A 16090-nucleotide genomic window follows, 5' to 3' on the forward strand; every position below is an offset into this window, starting at 1 on the left:
TGAACGGAGCGGACGCCGGCTCGTGGTGCGGCATCCTGGCAAATCAGGCTCTGTCTAAGGGGCTTTGCCGGTTTTTTCCAGCAAGGCCCCTTACATCGTATCGGGCGGCCGCGAAGAAAAGGCTAAGCCGCCCGCGACGGCAGCAGCGCCTCGATGTCGGCCCCGTCCAGCACCTTGAGCGCGCCGGGCTCGAGGTCGGCCGGCAGCTCCAGCCCGCCCATGCGGTCGCGGTGCAGCGCCTCCACGTGGTTGCCGAGCGCGGCGAACATGCGTCGGACCTGATGATAGCGGCCTTCGGTGAGGACGACATCCACCTCGGTGGGCGAGCGCTCCGTCATCGCCACCGGCAGCAGCGGGTTCTCCTCGCCCTCCAGCAGCAGCGTGCCCGCAGCCAACACGTCGGCTTCGTTGCCGCGAAGCGGGCGGGCGAGAGTGACGCGGTAGCGCTTCTCGACATGGTGCTTGGGCGAGATGACACGGTGCAGGAGCGCGCCGTCGTCGGTCATCAGGAGCAGACCGGAGGTCTCCTTGTCGAGCCGGCCGATGGTCGAAAGCGCCGGGTCGCGCCGCCGCCAGCGGGCAGGGAGGAGGCCGTAGACGAGCGGACCCGCCTCCTTGTGCGAGCAGGTGACGCCGAGCGGCTTGTGCAGCATCAGCACCATGCCGGGCAGCGGATCCAGCGGCTCGCCGTCGACGGTGAGATCGGCCGCCCAGTCCGGCGTCGGCGTGACCCGCTCCTCGGCGCTCGTCAGGGCGTCGTCGCCGAGGCGGACGCGGCCCTGACGCGCCAGCATCTGGATCTCGCGGCGCGAGCCGTAGCCCATGTTGGCGAGCAGCTTGTCGAGACGGATGGACTTCACTTCACCGCCTCGTAGACCTTGTAGCCGCCCTCGTCGGCGCGCGGCTCGACGCGGGCGAAGGCCTCGCGCAGCGGCGCCTCGTAGGGCAGGTGCCGGTTGGCGGTGATCCACAGCCGGCCGCCCCTGCGCAGCGCTGCCGCCGCACGGCGGATGAAGACCTGGCCGAGGCCGCGATCCTCGAGGCCGGCTGCATGAAAGGGCGGGTTCATCACCACGAAATCCAGGCCGTCGAGTTCTGCGGTTCGGGCATCAGCCCAGAGGAATCGGGCGCGCGGGTCGGCGACGTTGCGACGGCTGACCTCGATGGCGCGGCGGTCGAGGTCGACCAGCGTCAGGTCGCTCACCTTCGACCAACGCAGCACCGCATGGGCAAGGACGCCGAGGCCGGAGCCGAAGTCGGCGCCGCGGCCGGCCAGTGGCGGGAGAACCTGAAGCAGCAGGGCACTGCCGGGATCGATCCTGTCCCAGCTGAAGATGCCGGGCTGCGTCCACAGGCCCAGCGCCTCGTCGAAGCGCGGCGCGCCGTCCGCGAGCGCCTCGGCAATGATGTCCAGCCTCGCCGGCCTCGCCGTCTCGGCGATGCGGTGATGGCTGCGTGCGCTGGCCGCAACGTCGCAGCCGAAGGCCTCCAGCTCCTTGGCGAGGCGTGAGCCGCCCTTGTCCTTCGGCGCAAGCGCGGTGAGGGCGCCGCCGGGCGCGAGGGCGCGCAGGGCGGCCGCCAGAACGCAGCGCCGCTCGATCGTGCCGTGCGGGGCAAGGAGGGTGATTGCCGCAAGGCTCGCCTCCGGCTGCGCGGCGAGATCGACCGCGCCCGGCATCAGGGGCGAGAACTGCAGGGCGTCGGGCGGCAGGTCGACGAGATCGGCGGGCGGCACGCCGTAGAGGCCGTGGGGCAGGGAGGTCATGGCTCCCTCTATAGACGGGCGGCCCATCGGCACAAGCAGCAGAGCCGATCGCCTCTGCATCGCCGAGGTGCCGTTTCAGCAGGCTGTTCCAGGGCAAGCGCTTGCCGCGCAGGCTCATCCAGTGGTTGTCTGCGCGGTTTCCGGGACCACCTTCGTGCCTGACGATCGAAGGGAGGCCCGCATGTCCATCGCCCGGCTCAGGCTCCGCCAGCCCGCTAGAACCGACCTTCGACGCCTCGTTTTCGGCGCGTGGCTCGAAATCGCCTCCTCTTTGGCCGCCACCTCCGCCGGCGAGGCGCAGGATCTGGACGCGTGGCGCCAGCAGGCGCTGGATTTGATGAACAAGGATCGCCAGTCGCAGGACCGCTCGGTGCTGACCCTCGGCGACGACCTCAATGCGGCGGCGCAGTCGCACGCCGAGGACATGCTTGCACGCAACTACTACTCTCATACCTCGCCGGACGGCGACGACGTGCAGGATCGCTACAGGGATGCCGGCGGAAGCCGGTGGGAACTCGTCGAGGAGAACATCGCGCGCTGCGCCGGATGCCGCCCGCCGATCACGCCCGAGACCCTCGAACGGCTGGAGACGGGCTGGATGAACAGTCCGCATCATCGGGAGAACATCCTGCGTGAAGGGATCGCCCGCTTCGGGTACGGGATCGTGCTCGACCCGCAGCAGGGCCTCTACGCGGTGCAGACCTTCGCCGGCCCTGGCACGCCTCGCGGTCCGCAGGACGAGGCGCCGACCATTCTGGCGCAGGACGACGTCGCGACACGCGCGGCGACGGTCATCAATCGCGCGCGCTCCGAAGAAGGCGTCGCAGCCGTCGAGGCGAACGCGGCGCTGGTCGCGGCGGCGCGGAGCCTGCTGCCGGATCCGGATGCGGACGATCCCTCGCTCGAATTCCAGCAGAGCCTCCTCGAGGCCATTCCGGCCGAGCAGCGCAGTCGCTGGCGTTCGGTCGGCGTCGTCTCCGCAGCCTGCGGCGGCTGCGGCACGGAGCCGACGCTGGCGGATCTTCGAGCCTTTCGCCGACAGTGGATGAACGACCCGCAGTATCGCCAGCGGCTGCTGGACCCCGCGGTCACCGACGTCGGTTTCGCCCTTCAGGCGAACGGGACGGGACGCAAGATCGCCGTGCTGGTGCTCGCTTCGGCGCGGTAGCACGGGACGAGCGGCCGCCGCCGCTCTCCTGCAGTGCATGCGGTCGGATCAGTTCCGCCCTGAAGGCCGACGCAGGGATGTCTCACAGCACCCCGAGCATGCCGCCGTCGACATACAGGATCTGGCCGTTGACGTAGTCGGACGCCGACGAGGAGAGGAAGACCGCTGCGCCGACGAGCTCGCGCGGCTCGCCCCATCGGCCCGCCGGAGTGCGGCCCTTCACCCAAGCGTTGAAGGTCTCGTTGGCGACCAGCGCCTCGTTCATCTCGGTCAGCATGTAGCCGGGGCCGATGGCGTTGATCTGCAGGCCGTCGGCGGCCCATTCCGCCGCCATGCCTTGGGTCAGGAGCTTGATGCCGCCCTTGGCGACGACGTAGGGCGTGACCGTCTTGCGTGCGGCCTGGCTCATCAGCGAGCCGATGTTGACGATCTTGCCGCGGCCGCGCGGCACCATGCGCCGGGCCGCCTCGCGCCCGACGAGGAAGGCGCTGGTGAGGTTGGTCGAGATCACCCGGTTCCAGTCGGCGAGGGAGAACTCCAGCAGCGGCTGGCGATGCTGGATGCCGGCATTGTTGATACAGATGTCGACCTCGATGCCGGCGGCGTCGAAGCTCTGGAAGGCGGCGACGACGCCGGCCTCGTCGGTGACGTCGAAGGCCGCCTCGGTGACGTCGAACCCGCGCCCGCGGAGGGTCTCGGCGGCCTCTGCCAGCGTGGCCTCGTCGCGCCCGTTGACGATCAGGCGTGCGCCGGCCTCGGCAAGACCTTCGGCCATCGCGTGGCCAAGCCCGCGCGAGGAGCCGGTGACGAGAGCGGTGCGGCCAGTCAGGTCGAAGAGCGGGTTGGTCATGAGGTCCTCCGGTTCTTTGATCGACCCGGCGGGCCGACAGGATCCGGGAGGATTAGGCCGCGTCACGCGCAAATCCAAGGTCTGCGGGGACGAAGATGCGTCCACGCGTCCGCCGGGTTGACGCCTGACGCTACGGCAGGCTTCATGCGACCCGGACACTTGGGAGGGGTGGAACATGCGGTTGCGTCTGGTCGGTTGCTGGATGATGGGCCTCGCGCTCCTGTCGGGATGCACCACGACGGAGGAGGCCAGCCAGGCGATCCAGAGCCGCTGGATCGGTCAGCCGAGCGACGCCTTCTTCTCCGCCTATGGCCCGCCGGCGAGCGAGTTCGCGCTGAACGACGGCAGCACGCTCTACACCTGGCGGGGTGGCGACACCGAGCGACAGATCGCGGCGACCTACCGCCCGATGACCAAGCAGGAGCGCAAGAGCGCGCGCTCGTCGCCTTAGACCGTGATCAACATCGGCACCTACGGCGAGACGGCGCCAGCCGATCCGGCGCGGCCGGGCCAGGTGCTGATGTCCCCATCGCGCGTCGAGCGGCTGGGCTGCGAGGCGCAGATCACCGTCAGTCCGCAGGGCATCATCAACGCCATCCGCATGACGCGCGACAGCGACGGCGAGGGGCTGAGCCTCTCGCGGTGCGCGGAGGTATTCGGCGTCGCAAGCTGATCGGCCGTCGCGCTCAGGCGGCCACGGGGACGATCCTGCGGTCCGGCAGCGCTTCCACGTAGGCGGCCATCTCCGCGCACCGCTTCAGCGTGCGCCAGTAGATGTCCTCCATTAGGATGTGCGCGAACTCCCCGTTGCGTCCGATGCTGTAGAGGCCGTCGACGCCGGTCGAGCGTGCGAAGCTCTGCCGCGTCGGCTCGTAGTCGAGGCGATAGACAGGATAGGCGGTGGCCGTCTTCACGACACCGCCAGGGCCGAGGTAGCGCTCCCGCAGGGCCGGGAAGATCTGGCACAGTCCGTCGAGACACCGCGCCGCAAGCTCCTCCTCGGGCGCCGTCCAGGTGGCGTCGCCGATCTGGCAGCCGAGGTCGAAGGTGATGAGCGTCTTGCCGTCGGGTGCCAGCCACGGCATCGAGATCGGCGCTTCGGTGAGGCGGAAGAAGGGCTGGTCGCGATCGGGCACCCAGAGCATCGTGTCGGGCAGCAGGTTGCGACCGGCAAAGCGCAGGTTGACGAAGACCATCGGCCGGTAGCGGAAGCGGGCGAGATCCTCCAAGGCGCCGGTGCCCTCGACGAGCTTCGGCAGCACGTTGACCGGTGCCGTCGAGATCACCGCGGAGACGGCGATGTCCTGGCCGTCGACGCGTACGGCGACGGCGCGCCCGGCGTCGGCAATGATCTTCTCGACCGGGGATTCCAAGCGGATGACGTCCTCGACCTGGCGCATGGTCGGGTCGAGCAGGCGCGCGATGCCGCCTTCGGGATAGACGTGCCAGACCGCCGCGCTCTCCGGCATCTCATGCGAATAGCCGTTGGAGACGGCCCGGCCGGTCACCTTTGACGCGGCCTTGAGATAGAGCGACTTGAAGACGCTCGGCCCCATCTTGGCGCCGACCGAAGGCGCCAGCATCTCGGCCGGCGCTCCGGACCAGGCCTCGGCGAGCGGAATCGCGACCTCGTCGGCCAGCGCTTCGCCATAGGTGCGGCGGAACCAGTCGGCGGCATTCGCCACCGCCCCGTCCTTCAGCCGCGCCGCGGCGGCGCTCGCGAGGTAGCGGGGCGAGCGCATCAGTCCGAACGGGTAGCCGTAGGTCCGGCCGCCGATGCGCACGGATTCGCCGTAGTAGCCGACGGTGCGGCAGACATCCTCGGCGCCGAGCGCGCGAGCGAGGCGGTTGGTGACGAAGTGCGCGCCGACATCGTAGGTGAAGCCGTCCTTGTCCTTGAAGGACGACGCCATGCCGCCGACCGCCTTGCCGGCCTCGAAGACGATGACGGGAATGCCGCGGCGGCGAAGCTCGGCGGCGGCTGTCAGGCCGGCAATGCCGGCACCCAGAACGGCAACAGGACGCATGTGGGCCCTCCGCGGCAGGCGGCATGAACCGCCCCTCGCGGCTGCCGTCATCACGCGCAGCGCGTGTGCCGGAGGCGGACACTAAGCCGTGAAGAGTGTAGAATCAGTAAGCGCAACAGAGCAGATTGTCTGCACCTCGCTGGCGGTCGCTGCGCAACGGCGGACCCGATCCAGGCCTCCGCTTCGGCCTTCCCGATCGTGCGTCGCCATCCATCGGCGGGTGGCCGCGTCACCTGCGGCGCAGGTGCGCCGGGACCTTGGGAAGATCATCGCACCGGCCTTGAGCCGTGATCCAGGCATCGGCTTTGCAGCGGCAGGGCATCAACGACGAACGTCTCGCCGGAGCGCTTCTTCCACCGCCGCAACATCGGAGAGGATATGCATGGATCCCGGCTCAGGCCGGGATGACGAGGCGAGAGCTGCGCCCGTCGTTCAGCCCGTCCTCGTTCAGCCCGCCCTCAGTCCCTCACGCCGGCTCGACGAAGCTGTCGAGCACCCGCTTCTGGCCGGCCTTGTCGAAGTCGACGGTCAGCTTGTTGCCCTCGACATTGGCGACCGTTCCCGGTCCGAACTTCAGGTGCAGCACCCGGTCGCCCTCGGAAAAGCGGCTGGCCTCGGTCGCGACGGACTTCGCCACAAGTTCGCCGGCGATCTCGCGCGGGCCGCCCGCCCTGGCGGCGGAGTAGAGCCCGGCGCCCTTCTTCGGCGGCTGGTTGTGACCGCGTCCGGCGGAGCCCATGCGGCCGGCAAAACCTGGCGCATCGGCCGCCGCGCTCCGCGCTCCGCCAGATGCGCCGCCGCCCAAACCCGAACCGGCGGCATAGCGGTCGGCCTTCGCCTTCACCCCGTCCTCGTCGTAGCGCATCGAGCGGTCGCGGTGGCCGGAGCGGTCGCCATAGTTGCCGAGGCCGCCGGCGCCCGAACCCTGCGCCCTGCGCCAGCCCGGCGTGTTGTAGGACGAGGTCGAGAACGCGTTCTGGTCCCAGCGGCTGGCGCCGTAGCCGCCGAAGCCGGACGCGCCGTAGCCGCCATAGGACGTCGACGGCTCCACCACCTCGACATGCGCCTCCGGCAGTTCGTCGAGGAACCGCGACGGGATCGTCGACTGCCAAAGCCCGTGGATGCGCCGGTTGGAGACGAACCATATCTTCACCCGCTTCTTGCCGCGGGTGATGCCGACATAGGCGAGCCGGCGCTCTTCCTCGAGGCCGGACCGGCCGCCTTCGTCGAGCGCCCGCTGGTGCGGGAACAGGCCTTCCTCCCAGCCGGGCAGGAACACCGTCTCGAACTCCAGTCCCTTGGCCGAGTGCAGCGTCATGATCGAGACCGCGTCGAGGTCCTCGTTCTGCTCGGCGTCCATGACGAGCGCGACGTGCTCCAGGAAGCCGCGCATCGACTCGTACTCCTCCATGGAGCGGATCAGCTCCTTGAGGTTGTCGAGCCGCCCCGGCGCCTCGGCCGAGCGGTCGTTCTGCCACATCTCGGTGTAGCCGGCTTCCTCCAGGATCGTCTCGGCGAGCTCGGTGTGGCGCACCGTCTCGGACAGCTCAGCCCAGCGACGGAAGCTCTCGGTCAGGCTCTTCAGCGTGGCGCGGACCTTCGGCTTCAACTCCTCGGTCTGCACCAGTTCGCCGGCCGCGGCGAGCAGCGGGATGCTCTTCAGGCGCGCATGGTCGTGCAGCAGCCGGACGGTCGCGTCGCCAAGCCCGCGCTTCGGCGTGTTGACGATCCGCTCGAAGGCGAGGTCGTCGGCCGGCTGCACCGTCGCGCGGAAATAGGCGAGAGCGTCGCGGATCTCCATGCGCTCGTAGAAGCGCGGGCCGCCGATGACGCGATAGTTGAGGCCGAGCGTGACGAAGCGGTCCTCGAACTCGCGCATCTGGAACGAGGCGCGCACCAGGATCGCCATGTCGTTCAGCGCGTGACCCTGACGCTGGAGCTGCTCGATCGTCTCGCCGAGCGCCCGGGCCTCTTCCTCCGAATCCCAGGCGGCGTTGACCTCGACCTTGTCGTGTTCGGGCGAGGCATGGTCGGTGAAGAGCGTCTTGCCCAGCCGGTCCTCGTTGTGCGCGATGAGGTGCGAGGCGGCGCCGAGGATGTGGGCGGTGGAGCGGTAGTTGCGCTCCAGCCGGATCACCGTCGCGCCCGGAAAGTCCTTCTCGAAGCGCAGGATGTTGTCGACCTCGGCGCCGCGCCAGCCATAGATCGACTGGTCGTCGTCGCCGACGCAGCAGACATTGACGGTGGCTGTGGGACGCGCTGGTCTGTCGCGCGACCCCTCATCTCCTGCCGGGACCTCTCCCCGGCGGGGAGAAGAATGCGGCGTCGATGTCGCAGCCAAGTCGGTGCCGGGCTCCGTAGCTGGAAGGCTCGCGCCATTCTTCTCCCCGGCGGGGAGAAGGTGGCCCGAAGGGCTGGATGAGGGGGAAGCGGCGTTCCGCGCCGTCTCCGGCCGCTGCGCGAGCAGCCGCAGCCAAAGATACTGGGCGACGTTGGTGTCCTGATACTCGTCGACGAGGATGTAGCGGAAGCGCCGGTGATACTCGGCGAGCACGTCGGCATGGGCGCGGAAGATCGCGATCGGATGCAGGAGAAGGTCGCCGAAGTCGCAGGCGTTGAGGCTGAGAAGACGGTCCTGATAGGCCTTGTAGAGCTCGCGCCCCTTGCCGTTGCCGAAGGCGCGCGCGTCGCCCTCCGGGATGTCCTTCGGCGTCAGGCCCTTGTTCTTCCAGCCGTCCAGCATGTTGGCGAAGGTACGGGCCGGCCAGCGCTTGTCGTCGAGGTTCTCGGCCTGGATCAGCTGCTTGATCAGCCGGATCTGGTCGTCGGTGTCGAGGATGGTGAAGTTGGTCTTGAGGCCCGCAAGCTCGGCGTGCCGCCGCAGCATCTTGACGCCGATCGAATGGAAGGTGCCGAGCCAGGGCATGCCCTCCACCTGCTCGCCGACGAGGAGGCCGATGCGCTGCTTCATCTCGCGCGCTGCCTTGTTGGTGAAGGTGACGGCGAGGATCTGCGAGGGATAGGCGCGGCCGGTGGCGAGGATGTGGGCGATGCGGGTGGTGAGCACGCGTGTCTTGCCGGTGCCGGCGCCGGCGAGAACCAGCACCGGCCCTTCCGTGGTCTCGACCGCGGCACGCTGCTCCGGATTGAGGCCGGCGAGGTAGTCCGGCGTGGCCGTCTGGGCGGCCTGGCCGCGCGCCGCCAGCGCCCTTGCGGCGATGCCGCCCGTGCGGGGAGCGGGCGCAGCGCCCGCGCGCTCATCGAAGTCGTTCATGCCGCCTACTTAAGGGATTCCGCTGAGAACACTAGAGGAACGAGGTCCGGGGCGAAAGCGGGCAGGCGGCCTCTCCACAGCTCGCGCCGGCTCGACAGGGATCATCGACGCGTCATCTTGTCGTGAGACGCGGCGTGCCCGAGCGCGACGCGGGAGGCATGGCACGACCGGAGGACCTGATGCAGGACACGCCGAAGATCACTCAGGCGATGATCGACGCCTATGACGAGTACACGCATCTGACGCTCGACCGGCGCGGCTTCATGGCGCGGCTCACCGGCCTTGCCGGCTCGGCAGCGGCGGCCGCCGCCATCGCTCCCGTGCTCGGGGCGAACCGGGCCAGGGCGGCGATCGTGGCGCCGGACGATGGGCGGGTGGGCTCCGTCTGGACGACCGTTCCGGGCGACACCGGCGAGATCAAGGCCTATCTCGCCGAGCCGGCGGCTGGGGCGAAGCCGTTTCCCGCGGTCGTCGTCATCCACGAGAATCGCGGCCTCAACGCCCACATCCAGGACATCGCGCGTCGCCTCGCGCTCGAAGGCTTCCTGGCGCTCGCGCCGGACTTCCTGTCGCCTTCGGGCGGCACGCCCGATGACGAGGATCAGGCGCGCGCGGCGATCGCCGCCCTCGATGGCGCTGCGACGACCCGCAACGCCGCGAAGGCGGTGGACTTCCTGACCGCACACAAGGACAGCAACGGCAATGTCGGCGCGATCGGGTTCTGCTGGGGGGGCGGGCTCGTCAATGACCTCGCCGTCTTCTCGCCGGGCCTGCAGGCCGGCGTCGCCTATTATGGCCGGCAACCCGACCCGGAGGACGTCCCGAAAATCCACGCGGCGATGATGCTGCACTATGGCGGGCTCGACCAGCGCATCAATGCTGGCATTCCGGCGTATCGCGAGGCGCTGGAGGGGGCCGGCGTCGAGCATCAGATCTTCGTCTACGAGGGCGCCAACCACGCCTTCAACAACGACACCTCCGAGGCACGCTACGACAAGGGCGCTGCCGATCTCGCCTGGCGCCGGACGGTGGAGTTCCTCAAGGCGAAGCTTGCGGGCTGACCCGGCGCACCCGGCCCGCGCCGAACGGCGCCCGGGCCCGCGGTTGAAACCGGCGGGCCGGGCGGGTCACAGCGTGTGAACCAGCGCGTGGATCAGGATCAGCGAAACCTCCATCGCCATCAGTGCGGCCAGCGCGTTGGCCAGCAGGGGATCGAATTCCTCTTCCGGATCGAGGAACAGGTTCTGGCTGGTGGTGACGGCGCTCATGCGGCGTTCTCCAGGTAGGCCTGGCGAGCCTGGCTGCTGACGGCGCTGCTCTGCAGCCAGTTCCAGTCGATGTTGCCGCTCATGCGTCCGGCCTCCGCGGTATCGATGCCGGGACGGGGATCGTCTTCGGCGGTAGCGTCGGTGCCGCGTGCGGTCGTGGCGGCGCCGTCCATCGAACGGAGCATGGCCTCGAAGCGGTTGCCGGCCTGCACGCCGAGCGCCATCCGGCGGACCTTGTCCTGCGCCTGGTCGTCGGCCTCCGGCACCTCGAAGCTCGTGCGGCTGCTGCGCGGCGCGGCCAGCGTCTCCAGCGCCCGGATCAGATCCTTCACGCTCGCCTCCTCTGCCGCGACCGCCTGGGTGGCGGCAGACGCCGCCGTCGCAGCCGGTTCTGCGGCATCGGCCACGGCCGGCGCGGCAGCGGATTGCGCCGCAGAGACCGTCGCCTCCGCTTCCGCCGGCGCGGCCGGTGCCGCCGCCACCGGCTCTTCGGCGGCCGTGGCAGCGCTCTGCGTCTCGGCCGGATCGGCCGCAGGAGCGGTAGGAGCAGACGGAGCGGCCGGCGCAGTCGGCGTGGCAGCAGCGTCGGGCGCTGCATCTTCGGTTGTGGCGGGCGCGGTCGTCACGGGTTCGGCGGCCGCGACGGGAGCCTGCGTGGTGGTGGGGGCGGCGCTTGCCGTCGGCTCGGCGGTAGCGGCTGCGGGGGCAGACGTCGGCGCGGGGCTCGGTGTTTCACTCGCCGCAGGCGGCGTCGTGGCCGCGCCCTGCATCTCGTTCGTTGCCGGAGCGGAGGTCGCCGCGGTCGTGGTGGTCGAGGCCGTTGCCGGGGATGTCGTCGTGGAGGCGGGCGGCGTGGACGTGCCGGAGCTGGCAGAGGGTTCGCTGCTCGGCGAGGCGGCGCCGGTGGCCGACGGCGTGGAAGACGCCGGAGACGTGGAGGCGGTTGACGAAGTGGAGGCGGTGGATGGCGAGGTCATCCCGATCGCCGATGCCAGCTGCGGCGAGATCGTCGAGACGGCGCTGGACACGCCGGTGTAGGCGGTGGGGGAGGTCGCCTGGACGGTGCTGCCGACCGTCTGGGTCGTGCCGGTGGTGGCGGTGCTGGCGGTTGCGGTCGTCTGGCTCGCGGCAGCGGCAAGGACGGGGGTGCTGCTCTTCAGCGAACTGGTGATGAGGCCCATTGTTGCTTCCTCTCGTGTCTGCCGTGTCTGGCTGCAGGAGGACAATGGCCCTGAGAACCTGAAGTCGAAGCTGTCTGGCGATGAGCAATTGCCGCAATGACTCCGTATCATTGTTGAAGGAAGCAAGCTTCAGAGACCAAAACCTCCTTCACTGTGTCATGCGTCCACGCATGGATACAGAAGATGTCTTTCCCGGGTTTGTCGAGCGCTGTCTGTTTCAGAATGTAACGCAACGGGTGCTTGGGCGAGTGCGTCGATCTGCTGGGTTGGCGTGTGCCGGGTCGAGCCGCACAACCGGCTTCTTAAGACATGCTGGGTAATCTGACGGCGCTTTGGGAGTTCTCGAATGTCGTTGCGGCGTTGCCTGTTCCTGTTGTTCGCCACCTTCGCTGTCGCGCTCATCGCGGCGATGGCCCTGATCGCCCACCTCGTCACCTCCGCAGCGCTCGAGCAGGGCGTGCAGCGCCAACTCTCGCAGGCTGCCGACCAGATGAGCGAGCGGCTGGATTTCCACATGTACGAGCGTCTCAACGACATCGTGCAGGCGGCGGCGCTGCCGCATCTGTTCACGCCGGGGCGGGAGGACAGCCAGCGCCGTTATCTGGAGAGCCTGCAGCGCGAGGATACGAATTATGCCTGGATCGGCTATGCCGGGCTCGACGGCAAGGTGATCGTGTCGACCGGCGGTCTTCTCGAGGGGGCCGACGTGTCGCAGCGCGAGTGGTTCGCCGCAGGCCGCAGGGCGCCCGTCGGGCTCGACGTGCACGAAGCCAAGCTGCTGCAGAAATACCTCGCGCCGCCGGATGCGGAGATGCTGCGGTTCGTCGATGTCGCTGCGCCTGTCTACGACGTCGACGGAAACCTCTCGGGGGTTCTCGCGGCACATCTCAGCTGGAGCTGGGCGGACGATGTCCGGCGCCAGGTCCTGAACACGGTGCCCTCGCTCGATCTGTCCGACCTTCTGATCACCGCCGACAACGGCACCGTCATCCTCGGCCCGCGATCGCTGCTCGACACGCGGCTCGACCCCAAGGATCCGGCGTATGTCAGCGCGAGCTCGCGCACCCGCGGCTTTCGTAGCTTCGCCGGTCTTGGCTGGTCGGTGGTCGCGCGCCAGCCGGTCGAGACGGCCCTCGCACCGGTGCGTCGCGCCGAAGCGGTCATCATGGTGTCCGGCATCGCTCTGGTGATCCTGTCGGGCTTTCTCGGCCGGTTCATCGCAAGCCTCATCGCCCGGCCGCTGCAGCGGCTGGCAACGAGCGCCGGGTCCGGCCTGCTCGGACGCGACGCCGCAGCGACGCCGGCGGCCGGGACCTACCGCGAGGCGCGCACGCTTGCCTCCGCGCTGAACGAGGCCTTCGAGCGCGTCCGCCGCAGCGAGCACGAGCTCCGTCGCACCAACGAATGCCTGGAGGATCGCGTCTCGACCCGAACCCGGCAGCTGGAGGACGCCAAGCAGAAGGCCGAAGCGGCGATGCAGGCCAAGACCGACTTCCTCGCCACCATGTCGCACGAGATCCGCAGTCCGCTGAACGCCATTCTCGGCTTCGCCGACCTGATCCTCGACGTGCCGGACCTGAAGACCGACGTGCGGCGCCGCGTCCAGCTGATCCAGACGGCCGGCTCTGCGCTGACGACCGTGATCGACGACGTTCTCGACTGGTCGAAGATCGAGGCAGGGCGGGTGGAGATCTGCGACGTGCCCTTCGACCTGCACGCGCTGGTGCTGACCTGCGTCGCGATGATGGAGCCGCGCGCCACCGGCAAGGGCCTCAGTCTGGTGTGCACCTTCGGCGACGTGCCGCAGCATGTCAGCGGCGACGAGGGCCGTCTGCGTCAGATCTTGCTCAATCTGCTGAACAACGCCGTCAAGTTCACCAGCGCCGGCGGCGTCGAGATCAACGTGCGCCGCCGTCTGTCAGGATCCGCCGACGCGCTGACACTGGAAGTGGCCGACACTGGCCTCGGCATGTCGCCCGAGCAGCTGGAGTTGCTGTTCAAGCGCTTCTCACAGGCGGACAGCTCGATCGGGCGACGCTTCGGAGGCAGCGGGCTCGGCTTGGCGATCTCACAGCAGCTGGCGGTCATGATGGGCGGCCGGATCGAGGTGAGCAGCGAGCTCGGGCGCGGGTCGCGCTTCCTGCTGACGCTCGATCTGCCGGCGTCCGCGGCGCCGCAGAGTGCCCGCGCCGTGCTGTCCTCCGGGACCGGCGGCCACAAGACCGGTCACGTTCTGCTGGTGGAGGACCTGGCGATCAACCGCGAGATCGCGACCGCCATGCTGGAGGCCGGCGGTCACCGAGTGACGCAGGCCGTGTGCGGGCATCAGGCCCTCGCGGCCTTCGAGAACGGCAGGTTCGACCTCATCCTGATGGACATCCAGATGCCGGGCATGGACGGTGTCGCCGCAACCCGCGCGCTGCGCGCGAGCGAGCGGGAGCGCGGCGTCCGGCCGACTCCGATCCTGGCGCTGACGGCCAACGTCTTGTGCGAGGAGGTGGAGCGTTTTCGTGGCGCCGGCATGGACGACGTCATCGCTAAACCGATCAAACGGGACTGCCTGCTCGCCACGCTGCAGATGTGGCTGCCCGAGACGGCCGCTGGCTCGGACGGGGGACCGACGGCTGCCCCGTCGCCGGAGGCGGCCCCTGACCCCCAGTTCGACTCGGAGACCTATGGCGAGATGCTGGAGGTTCTCGGGCCGGCGCGCATCGACAGGGCTTTCGAGGAGCTGAGGGCCATGGTCGCAACGCTCGAGCGCCTTGGCCGCAATCGAGACGCGGCGCTGCCGGAAGCCGCGCACCGGCTGATCTCTTCCGCCGGTGCCATCGGCTTCACCGGCCTTGCCTTGGCCTGCCGGGAACTGGAGCGCGCGTGCAAGACACAGGGTGGCGACGTCGAGGCGGCGCTGCAGACCGTGCTTGAAACCTGCTCGCGGGCACTGGCGCGGATGCGGCTGCTGTCGAACGCGCGGGCGGGCGACGTCAGAGCCGGCTCCGAAGCGCCGGCCGCAGTCAGTGCAGGTCCTGGCCGCTGAGGACATAGCCGGTGCCGCGTACCGACTTGATGCGGCCGGCCTGGCCGGTCGGTTCGAGCTTGCGGCGCAGACGCGTCACCAGGACGTCCATGCTGCGGTCCTCGTACTGCCAGGCGCGGTTGAACACGACGCGCATCAGGTGGTCGCGGTCGAGCACTTCACCCGGCCGTCCGGCGAGTTCGCGCACCAGCGCGTACTCCGCGGCCGTCAGGTCCACCGAACCGCCGTCCGGTCCCACCAGACAGCGGCGGGTGCCGTCGAGGTGCCAGTCGCCGACGGCGCCGAGCGGGGACTGCGCGGTCGGGGTCGTGGCCGGCGCCGCCTCGGCCAGGCGACGAATGACGCTTCGCACCCGCGCCAGCAGTTCGCGCGGCGGGTGCGGCTTGACCAGGAAGTCGTCGGCGCCCAGTTCGAGACCGACCACCCGGTCGGTCGGATCGTCGTTGGCCGTCAGCATGATGATGCCGCAACGCTGCGCCTCGCGCAGGTGCCGCACGATGCTGAATCCGTCCTCGTCCGGCAGCTGCAGGTCGACGATGGCAAGGTCGACGCTGCGTGCCCTGGTCACCGCGCGAAGCTCCGCGCCGCTTGCGGCCTGCGACACCTCGAAGCCTGCGCGGGTGAGATATTCTGCGACGGCCTCCCGCTGAAGATCCGCGTCCTCGACGATCACGATATGCTTCCTGGCGTTGTCCATGCCGGCTCTGAGATTCACCATCCTGCGTTGCAGGATCGGTCGTAACAGAGGCTTGCTAAGCGCACAATCGGGAGGCGGCAGTCTGTCCTCGATGCTCTTCCGGCGTGAAAAGCTTCAGGCAAGTCAGCGGCTTGTGCTGCCGCAGCGTCATCTGGCGCCGGTCCGCCGGAACACCGTCCGTTGCTCGCATTGACCTGCGCGTCGGCCATCGCCCGTCGTGCGGGTTACCCGGAGTTCTCCCGATACATCTGTCTTGCAAGCGAGTAGCCGCGGTCCTTCTCCAGATGGTGCCATTCGATCGACGCGTCCTGTCCTTGTGCGGCCGACCGGTCGAGATCGGCGTTGTCGGCCAGTGCGGTCAACAGCGGCGTCACCTGTGCGGCGGCCGCCGTGTCGGCGCGCCCGAGGTCCTGGAGGATCAACTCGAAGCGGCGCGCCGCGCGGGCCGAACGCGCCATGTTGCGTGCGACCTCTGCCTGCGCGACCTCGGCGTCCCGCGTCTCGCCGGTGCCGAACAACGCGGCGACGATCCTGCCGTTCGCGACGCTCTCAACGGTGCCGCGCGCGGACGTATAGGTGGTCGCGGCCGTCGCGGCAGACCCCGCCGCTGCGTTGGAGGTGGTCGCCGCCACATCGGGCACACTCTCCGTCGCGGGCTCGGTCGCGGCAGCGATGGCGGCCGGCTCGGGGTCGGACGCCGGAGCCGTCGATGTCGAGGGGGAGGGGCTGGTCGAGCTCGTGGTGGCGCTGCCGCCGTAGAGCAGCCAAAGCACATATGAGATGGTTCCGCCGATCGAGAACATCACTCGTCTCCTTCCATCGG

The 16090-nt window shown here is 69.3% G+C and carries 16 protein-coding genes; 7 read left to right on the forward strand and 9 right to left on the reverse strand.

Annotated elements, in window-relative coordinates; genetic code table 11:
* Nucleotides 1-122: 122 nt before the first annotated feature.
* Complete coding sequence (locus NPA30_RS04775; protein WP_256801220.1) at nucleotides 123-860, reverse strand: pseudouridine synthase; 738 nt, start codon at nucleotides 858-860, stop codon at nucleotides 123-125.
* Entirely contained in the window at nucleotides 857-1765 is a 909-nt protein-coding gene (locus tag NPA30_RS04780) for a class I SAM-dependent methyltransferase (protein ID WP_256801221.1), read from the reverse strand. Before NPA30_RS04780 ends, NPA30_RS04775 begins: the two co-directional genes overlap by 4 nt.
* A gap of 181 nt (nucleotides 1766-1946) precedes the next feature.
* Here NPA30_RS04780 and NPA30_RS04785 point away from each other — a divergent pair, with 181 nt between their 5' ends.
* Nucleotides 1947-2933 (forward strand): CAP domain-containing protein, encoded by a 987-nt coding sequence (locus NPA30_RS04785; protein ID WP_256801222.1) that lies wholly within the window; start codon nucleotides 1947-1949, stop codon nucleotides 2931-2933.
* Between the two features lie 82 nt (nucleotides 2934-3015).
* On the opposite strand, the gene NPA30_RS04790 is transcribed toward NPA30_RS04785, so the two are convergent.
* Nucleotides 3016-3783, reverse strand: coding sequence for an SDR family oxidoreductase (locus NPA30_RS04790; protein ID WP_256801223.1), 768 nt, complete (start codon nucleotides 3781-3783; stop codon nucleotides 3016-3018).
* Between the two features lie 175 nt (nucleotides 3784-3958).
* Between NPA30_RS04790 and NPA30_RS04795 the strand changes: the two genes are divergently transcribed.
* Together NPA30_RS04795 and NPA30_RS04800 are read left to right on the forward strand one after the other, a co-directional pair.
* The gene (locus NPA30_RS04795; protein WP_256801224.1) at nucleotides 3959-4234 is read left to right on the forward strand and encodes a hypothetical protein; all 276 of its coding nucleotides are present in this window, start codon (nucleotides 3959-3961) and stop codon (nucleotides 4232-4234) included.
* A gap of 3 nt (nucleotides 4235-4237) precedes the next feature.
* A complete protein-coding gene (locus tag NPA30_RS04800; protein WP_256801225.1) occupies nucleotides 4238-4456 on the forward strand; it encodes a hypothetical protein in 219 nt (72 codons plus the stop codon).
* 13 nt (nucleotides 4457-4469) lie between these two features.
* Here the strand turns inward: NPA30_RS04800 and NPA30_RS04805 are convergent, their stop codons facing one another.
* Both NPA30_RS04805 and NPA30_RS04810 read right to left on the reverse strand, forming a co-directional pair.
* Nucleotides 4470-5810, reverse strand: a complete 1341-nt coding sequence (locus NPA30_RS04805; protein ID WP_256801226.1) for a protoporphyrinogen/coproporphyrinogen oxidase — start codon at nucleotides 5808-5810, stop codon at nucleotides 4470-4472.
* 466 nt (nucleotides 5811-6276) lie between these two features.
* A complete protein-coding gene (locus tag NPA30_RS04810; protein WP_256801227.1) occupies nucleotides 6277-9084 on the reverse strand; it encodes an ATP-dependent helicase in 2808 nt (935 codons plus the stop codon).
* A gap of 158 nt (nucleotides 9085-9242) precedes the next feature.
* Here NPA30_RS04810 and NPA30_RS04815 point away from each other — a divergent pair, with 158 nt between their 5' ends.
* Entirely contained in the window at nucleotides 9243-10145 is a 903-nt protein-coding gene (locus NPA30_RS04815; RefSeq protein ID WP_256801228.1) for a dienelactone hydrolase family protein, read from the forward strand.
* Between the two features lie 66 nt (nucleotides 10146-10211).
* On the opposite strand, the gene NPA30_RS04820 is transcribed toward NPA30_RS04815, so the two are convergent.
* Together NPA30_RS04820 and NPA30_RS04825 are read right to left on the reverse strand one after the other, a co-directional pair.
* Nucleotides 10212-10352, reverse strand: coding sequence for a hypothetical protein (locus NPA30_RS04820; RefSeq protein ID WP_256801229.1), 141 nt, complete (start codon nucleotides 10350-10352; stop codon nucleotides 10212-10214).
* The gene (locus NPA30_RS04825; protein WP_256801230.1) at nucleotides 10349-11122 is read right to left on the reverse strand and encodes a hypothetical protein; all 774 of its coding nucleotides are present in this window, start codon (nucleotides 11120-11122) and stop codon (nucleotides 10349-10351) included. The genes NPA30_RS04820 and NPA30_RS04825 overlap by 4 nt, the downstream gene beginning before the upstream one ends.
* Here NPA30_RS04825 and NPA30_RS04830 point away from each other — a divergent pair.
* From NPA30_RS04830 to NPA30_RS04840, 3 genes are all read left to right on the forward strand, one after another.
* Nucleotides 11106-11390 (forward strand): hypothetical protein, encoded by a 285-nt coding sequence (locus tag NPA30_RS04830; RefSeq protein WP_256801231.1) that lies wholly within the window; start codon nucleotides 11106-11108, stop codon nucleotides 11388-11390. The genes NPA30_RS04825 and NPA30_RS04830 overlap by 17 nt on opposite strands.
* A 24-nt stretch (nucleotides 11391-11414) precedes the next feature.
* Entirely contained in the window at nucleotides 11415-11633 is a 219-nt protein-coding gene (locus tag NPA30_RS04835; RefSeq protein ID WP_256801232.1) for a hypothetical protein, read from the forward strand.
* Between the two features lie 246 nt (nucleotides 11634-11879).
* Nucleotides 11880-14570, forward strand: coding sequence for an ATP-binding protein (locus NPA30_RS04840; RefSeq protein WP_256801233.1), 2691 nt, complete (start codon nucleotides 11880-11882; stop codon nucleotides 14568-14570).
* On the opposite strand, the gene NPA30_RS04845 is transcribed toward NPA30_RS04840, so the two are convergent.
* Together NPA30_RS04845 and NPA30_RS04850 are read right to left on the reverse strand one after the other, a co-directional pair.
* Entirely contained in the window at nucleotides 14548-15267 is a 720-nt protein-coding gene (locus NPA30_RS04845; protein WP_256801234.1) for a response regulator transcription factor, read from the reverse strand. The two genes, NPA30_RS04840 and NPA30_RS04845, sit on opposite strands and share 23 nt — an antisense overlap.
* 224 nt (nucleotides 15268-15491) lie before the next feature.
* Nucleotides 15492-16070, reverse strand: coding sequence for a hypothetical protein (locus NPA30_RS04850; RefSeq protein WP_256801235.1), 579 nt, complete (start codon nucleotides 16068-16070; stop codon nucleotides 15492-15494).
* Nucleotides 16071-16090: the final 20 nt, after the last annotated feature.

The organism is Mangrovibrevibacter kandeliae (assembly GCF_024519155.1).
GTDB lineage: Bacteria > Pseudomonadota > Alphaproteobacteria > Rhizobiales > Rhizobiaceae > Mangrovibrevibacter > Mangrovibrevibacter kandeliae.

What these genes read in the sequence shown, in the direction of transcription:
- NPA30_RS04780 (WP_256801221.1), bottom strand. Translation starts at nt 1,765, where the DNA reads ATGACCTCCCTGCCCCACGGCCTCTACGGCGTGCCGCCCGCCGATCTC.
- NPA30_RS04785 (WP_256801222.1), top strand. Translation starts at nt 1,947, where the DNA reads ATGTCCATCGCCCGGCTCAGGCTCCGCCAGCCCGCTAGAACCGACCTT.
- NPA30_RS04790 (WP_256801223.1), bottom strand. Translation starts at nt 3,783, where the DNA reads ATGACCAACCCGCTCTTCGACCTGACTGGCCGCACCGCTCTCGTCACC.
- NPA30_RS04795 (WP_256801224.1), top strand. Translation starts at nt 3,959, where the DNA reads ATGCGGTTGCGTCTGGTCGGTTGCTGGATGATGGGCCTCGCGCTCCTG.
- NPA30_RS04805 (WP_256801226.1), bottom strand. Translation starts at nt 5,810, where the DNA reads ATGCGTCCTGTTGCCGTTCTGGGTGCCGGCATTGCCGGCCTGACAGCC.
- NPA30_RS04810 (WP_256801227.1), bottom strand. Translation starts at nt 9,084, where the DNA reads ATGAACGACTTCGATGAGCGCGCGGGCGCTGCGCCCGCTCCCCGCACG.
- NPA30_RS04815 (WP_256801228.1), top strand. Translation starts at nt 9,243, where the DNA reads ATGGCACGACCGGAGGACCTGATGCAGGACACGCCGAAGATCACTCAG.
- NPA30_RS04820 (WP_256801229.1), bottom strand. Translation starts at nt 10,352, where the DNA reads ATGAGCGCCGTCACCACCAGCCAGAACCTGTTCCTCGATCCGGAAGAG.
- NPA30_RS04825 (WP_256801230.1), bottom strand. Translation starts at nt 11,122, where the DNA reads ATGCAGGGCGCGGCCACGACGCCGCCTGCGGCGAGTGAAACACCGAGC.
- NPA30_RS04840 (WP_256801233.1), top strand. Translation starts at nt 11,880, where the DNA reads ATGTCGTTGCGGCGTTGCCTGTTCCTGTTGTTCGCCACCTTCGCTGTC.
- NPA30_RS04845 (WP_256801234.1), bottom strand. Translation starts at nt 15,267, where the DNA reads ATGGACAACGCCAGGAAGCATATCGTGATCGTCGAGGACGCGGATCTT.
- NPA30_RS04850 (WP_256801235.1), bottom strand. Translation starts at nt 16,070, where the DNA reads ATGTTCTCGATCGGCGGAACCATCTCATATGTGCTTTGGCTGCTCTAC.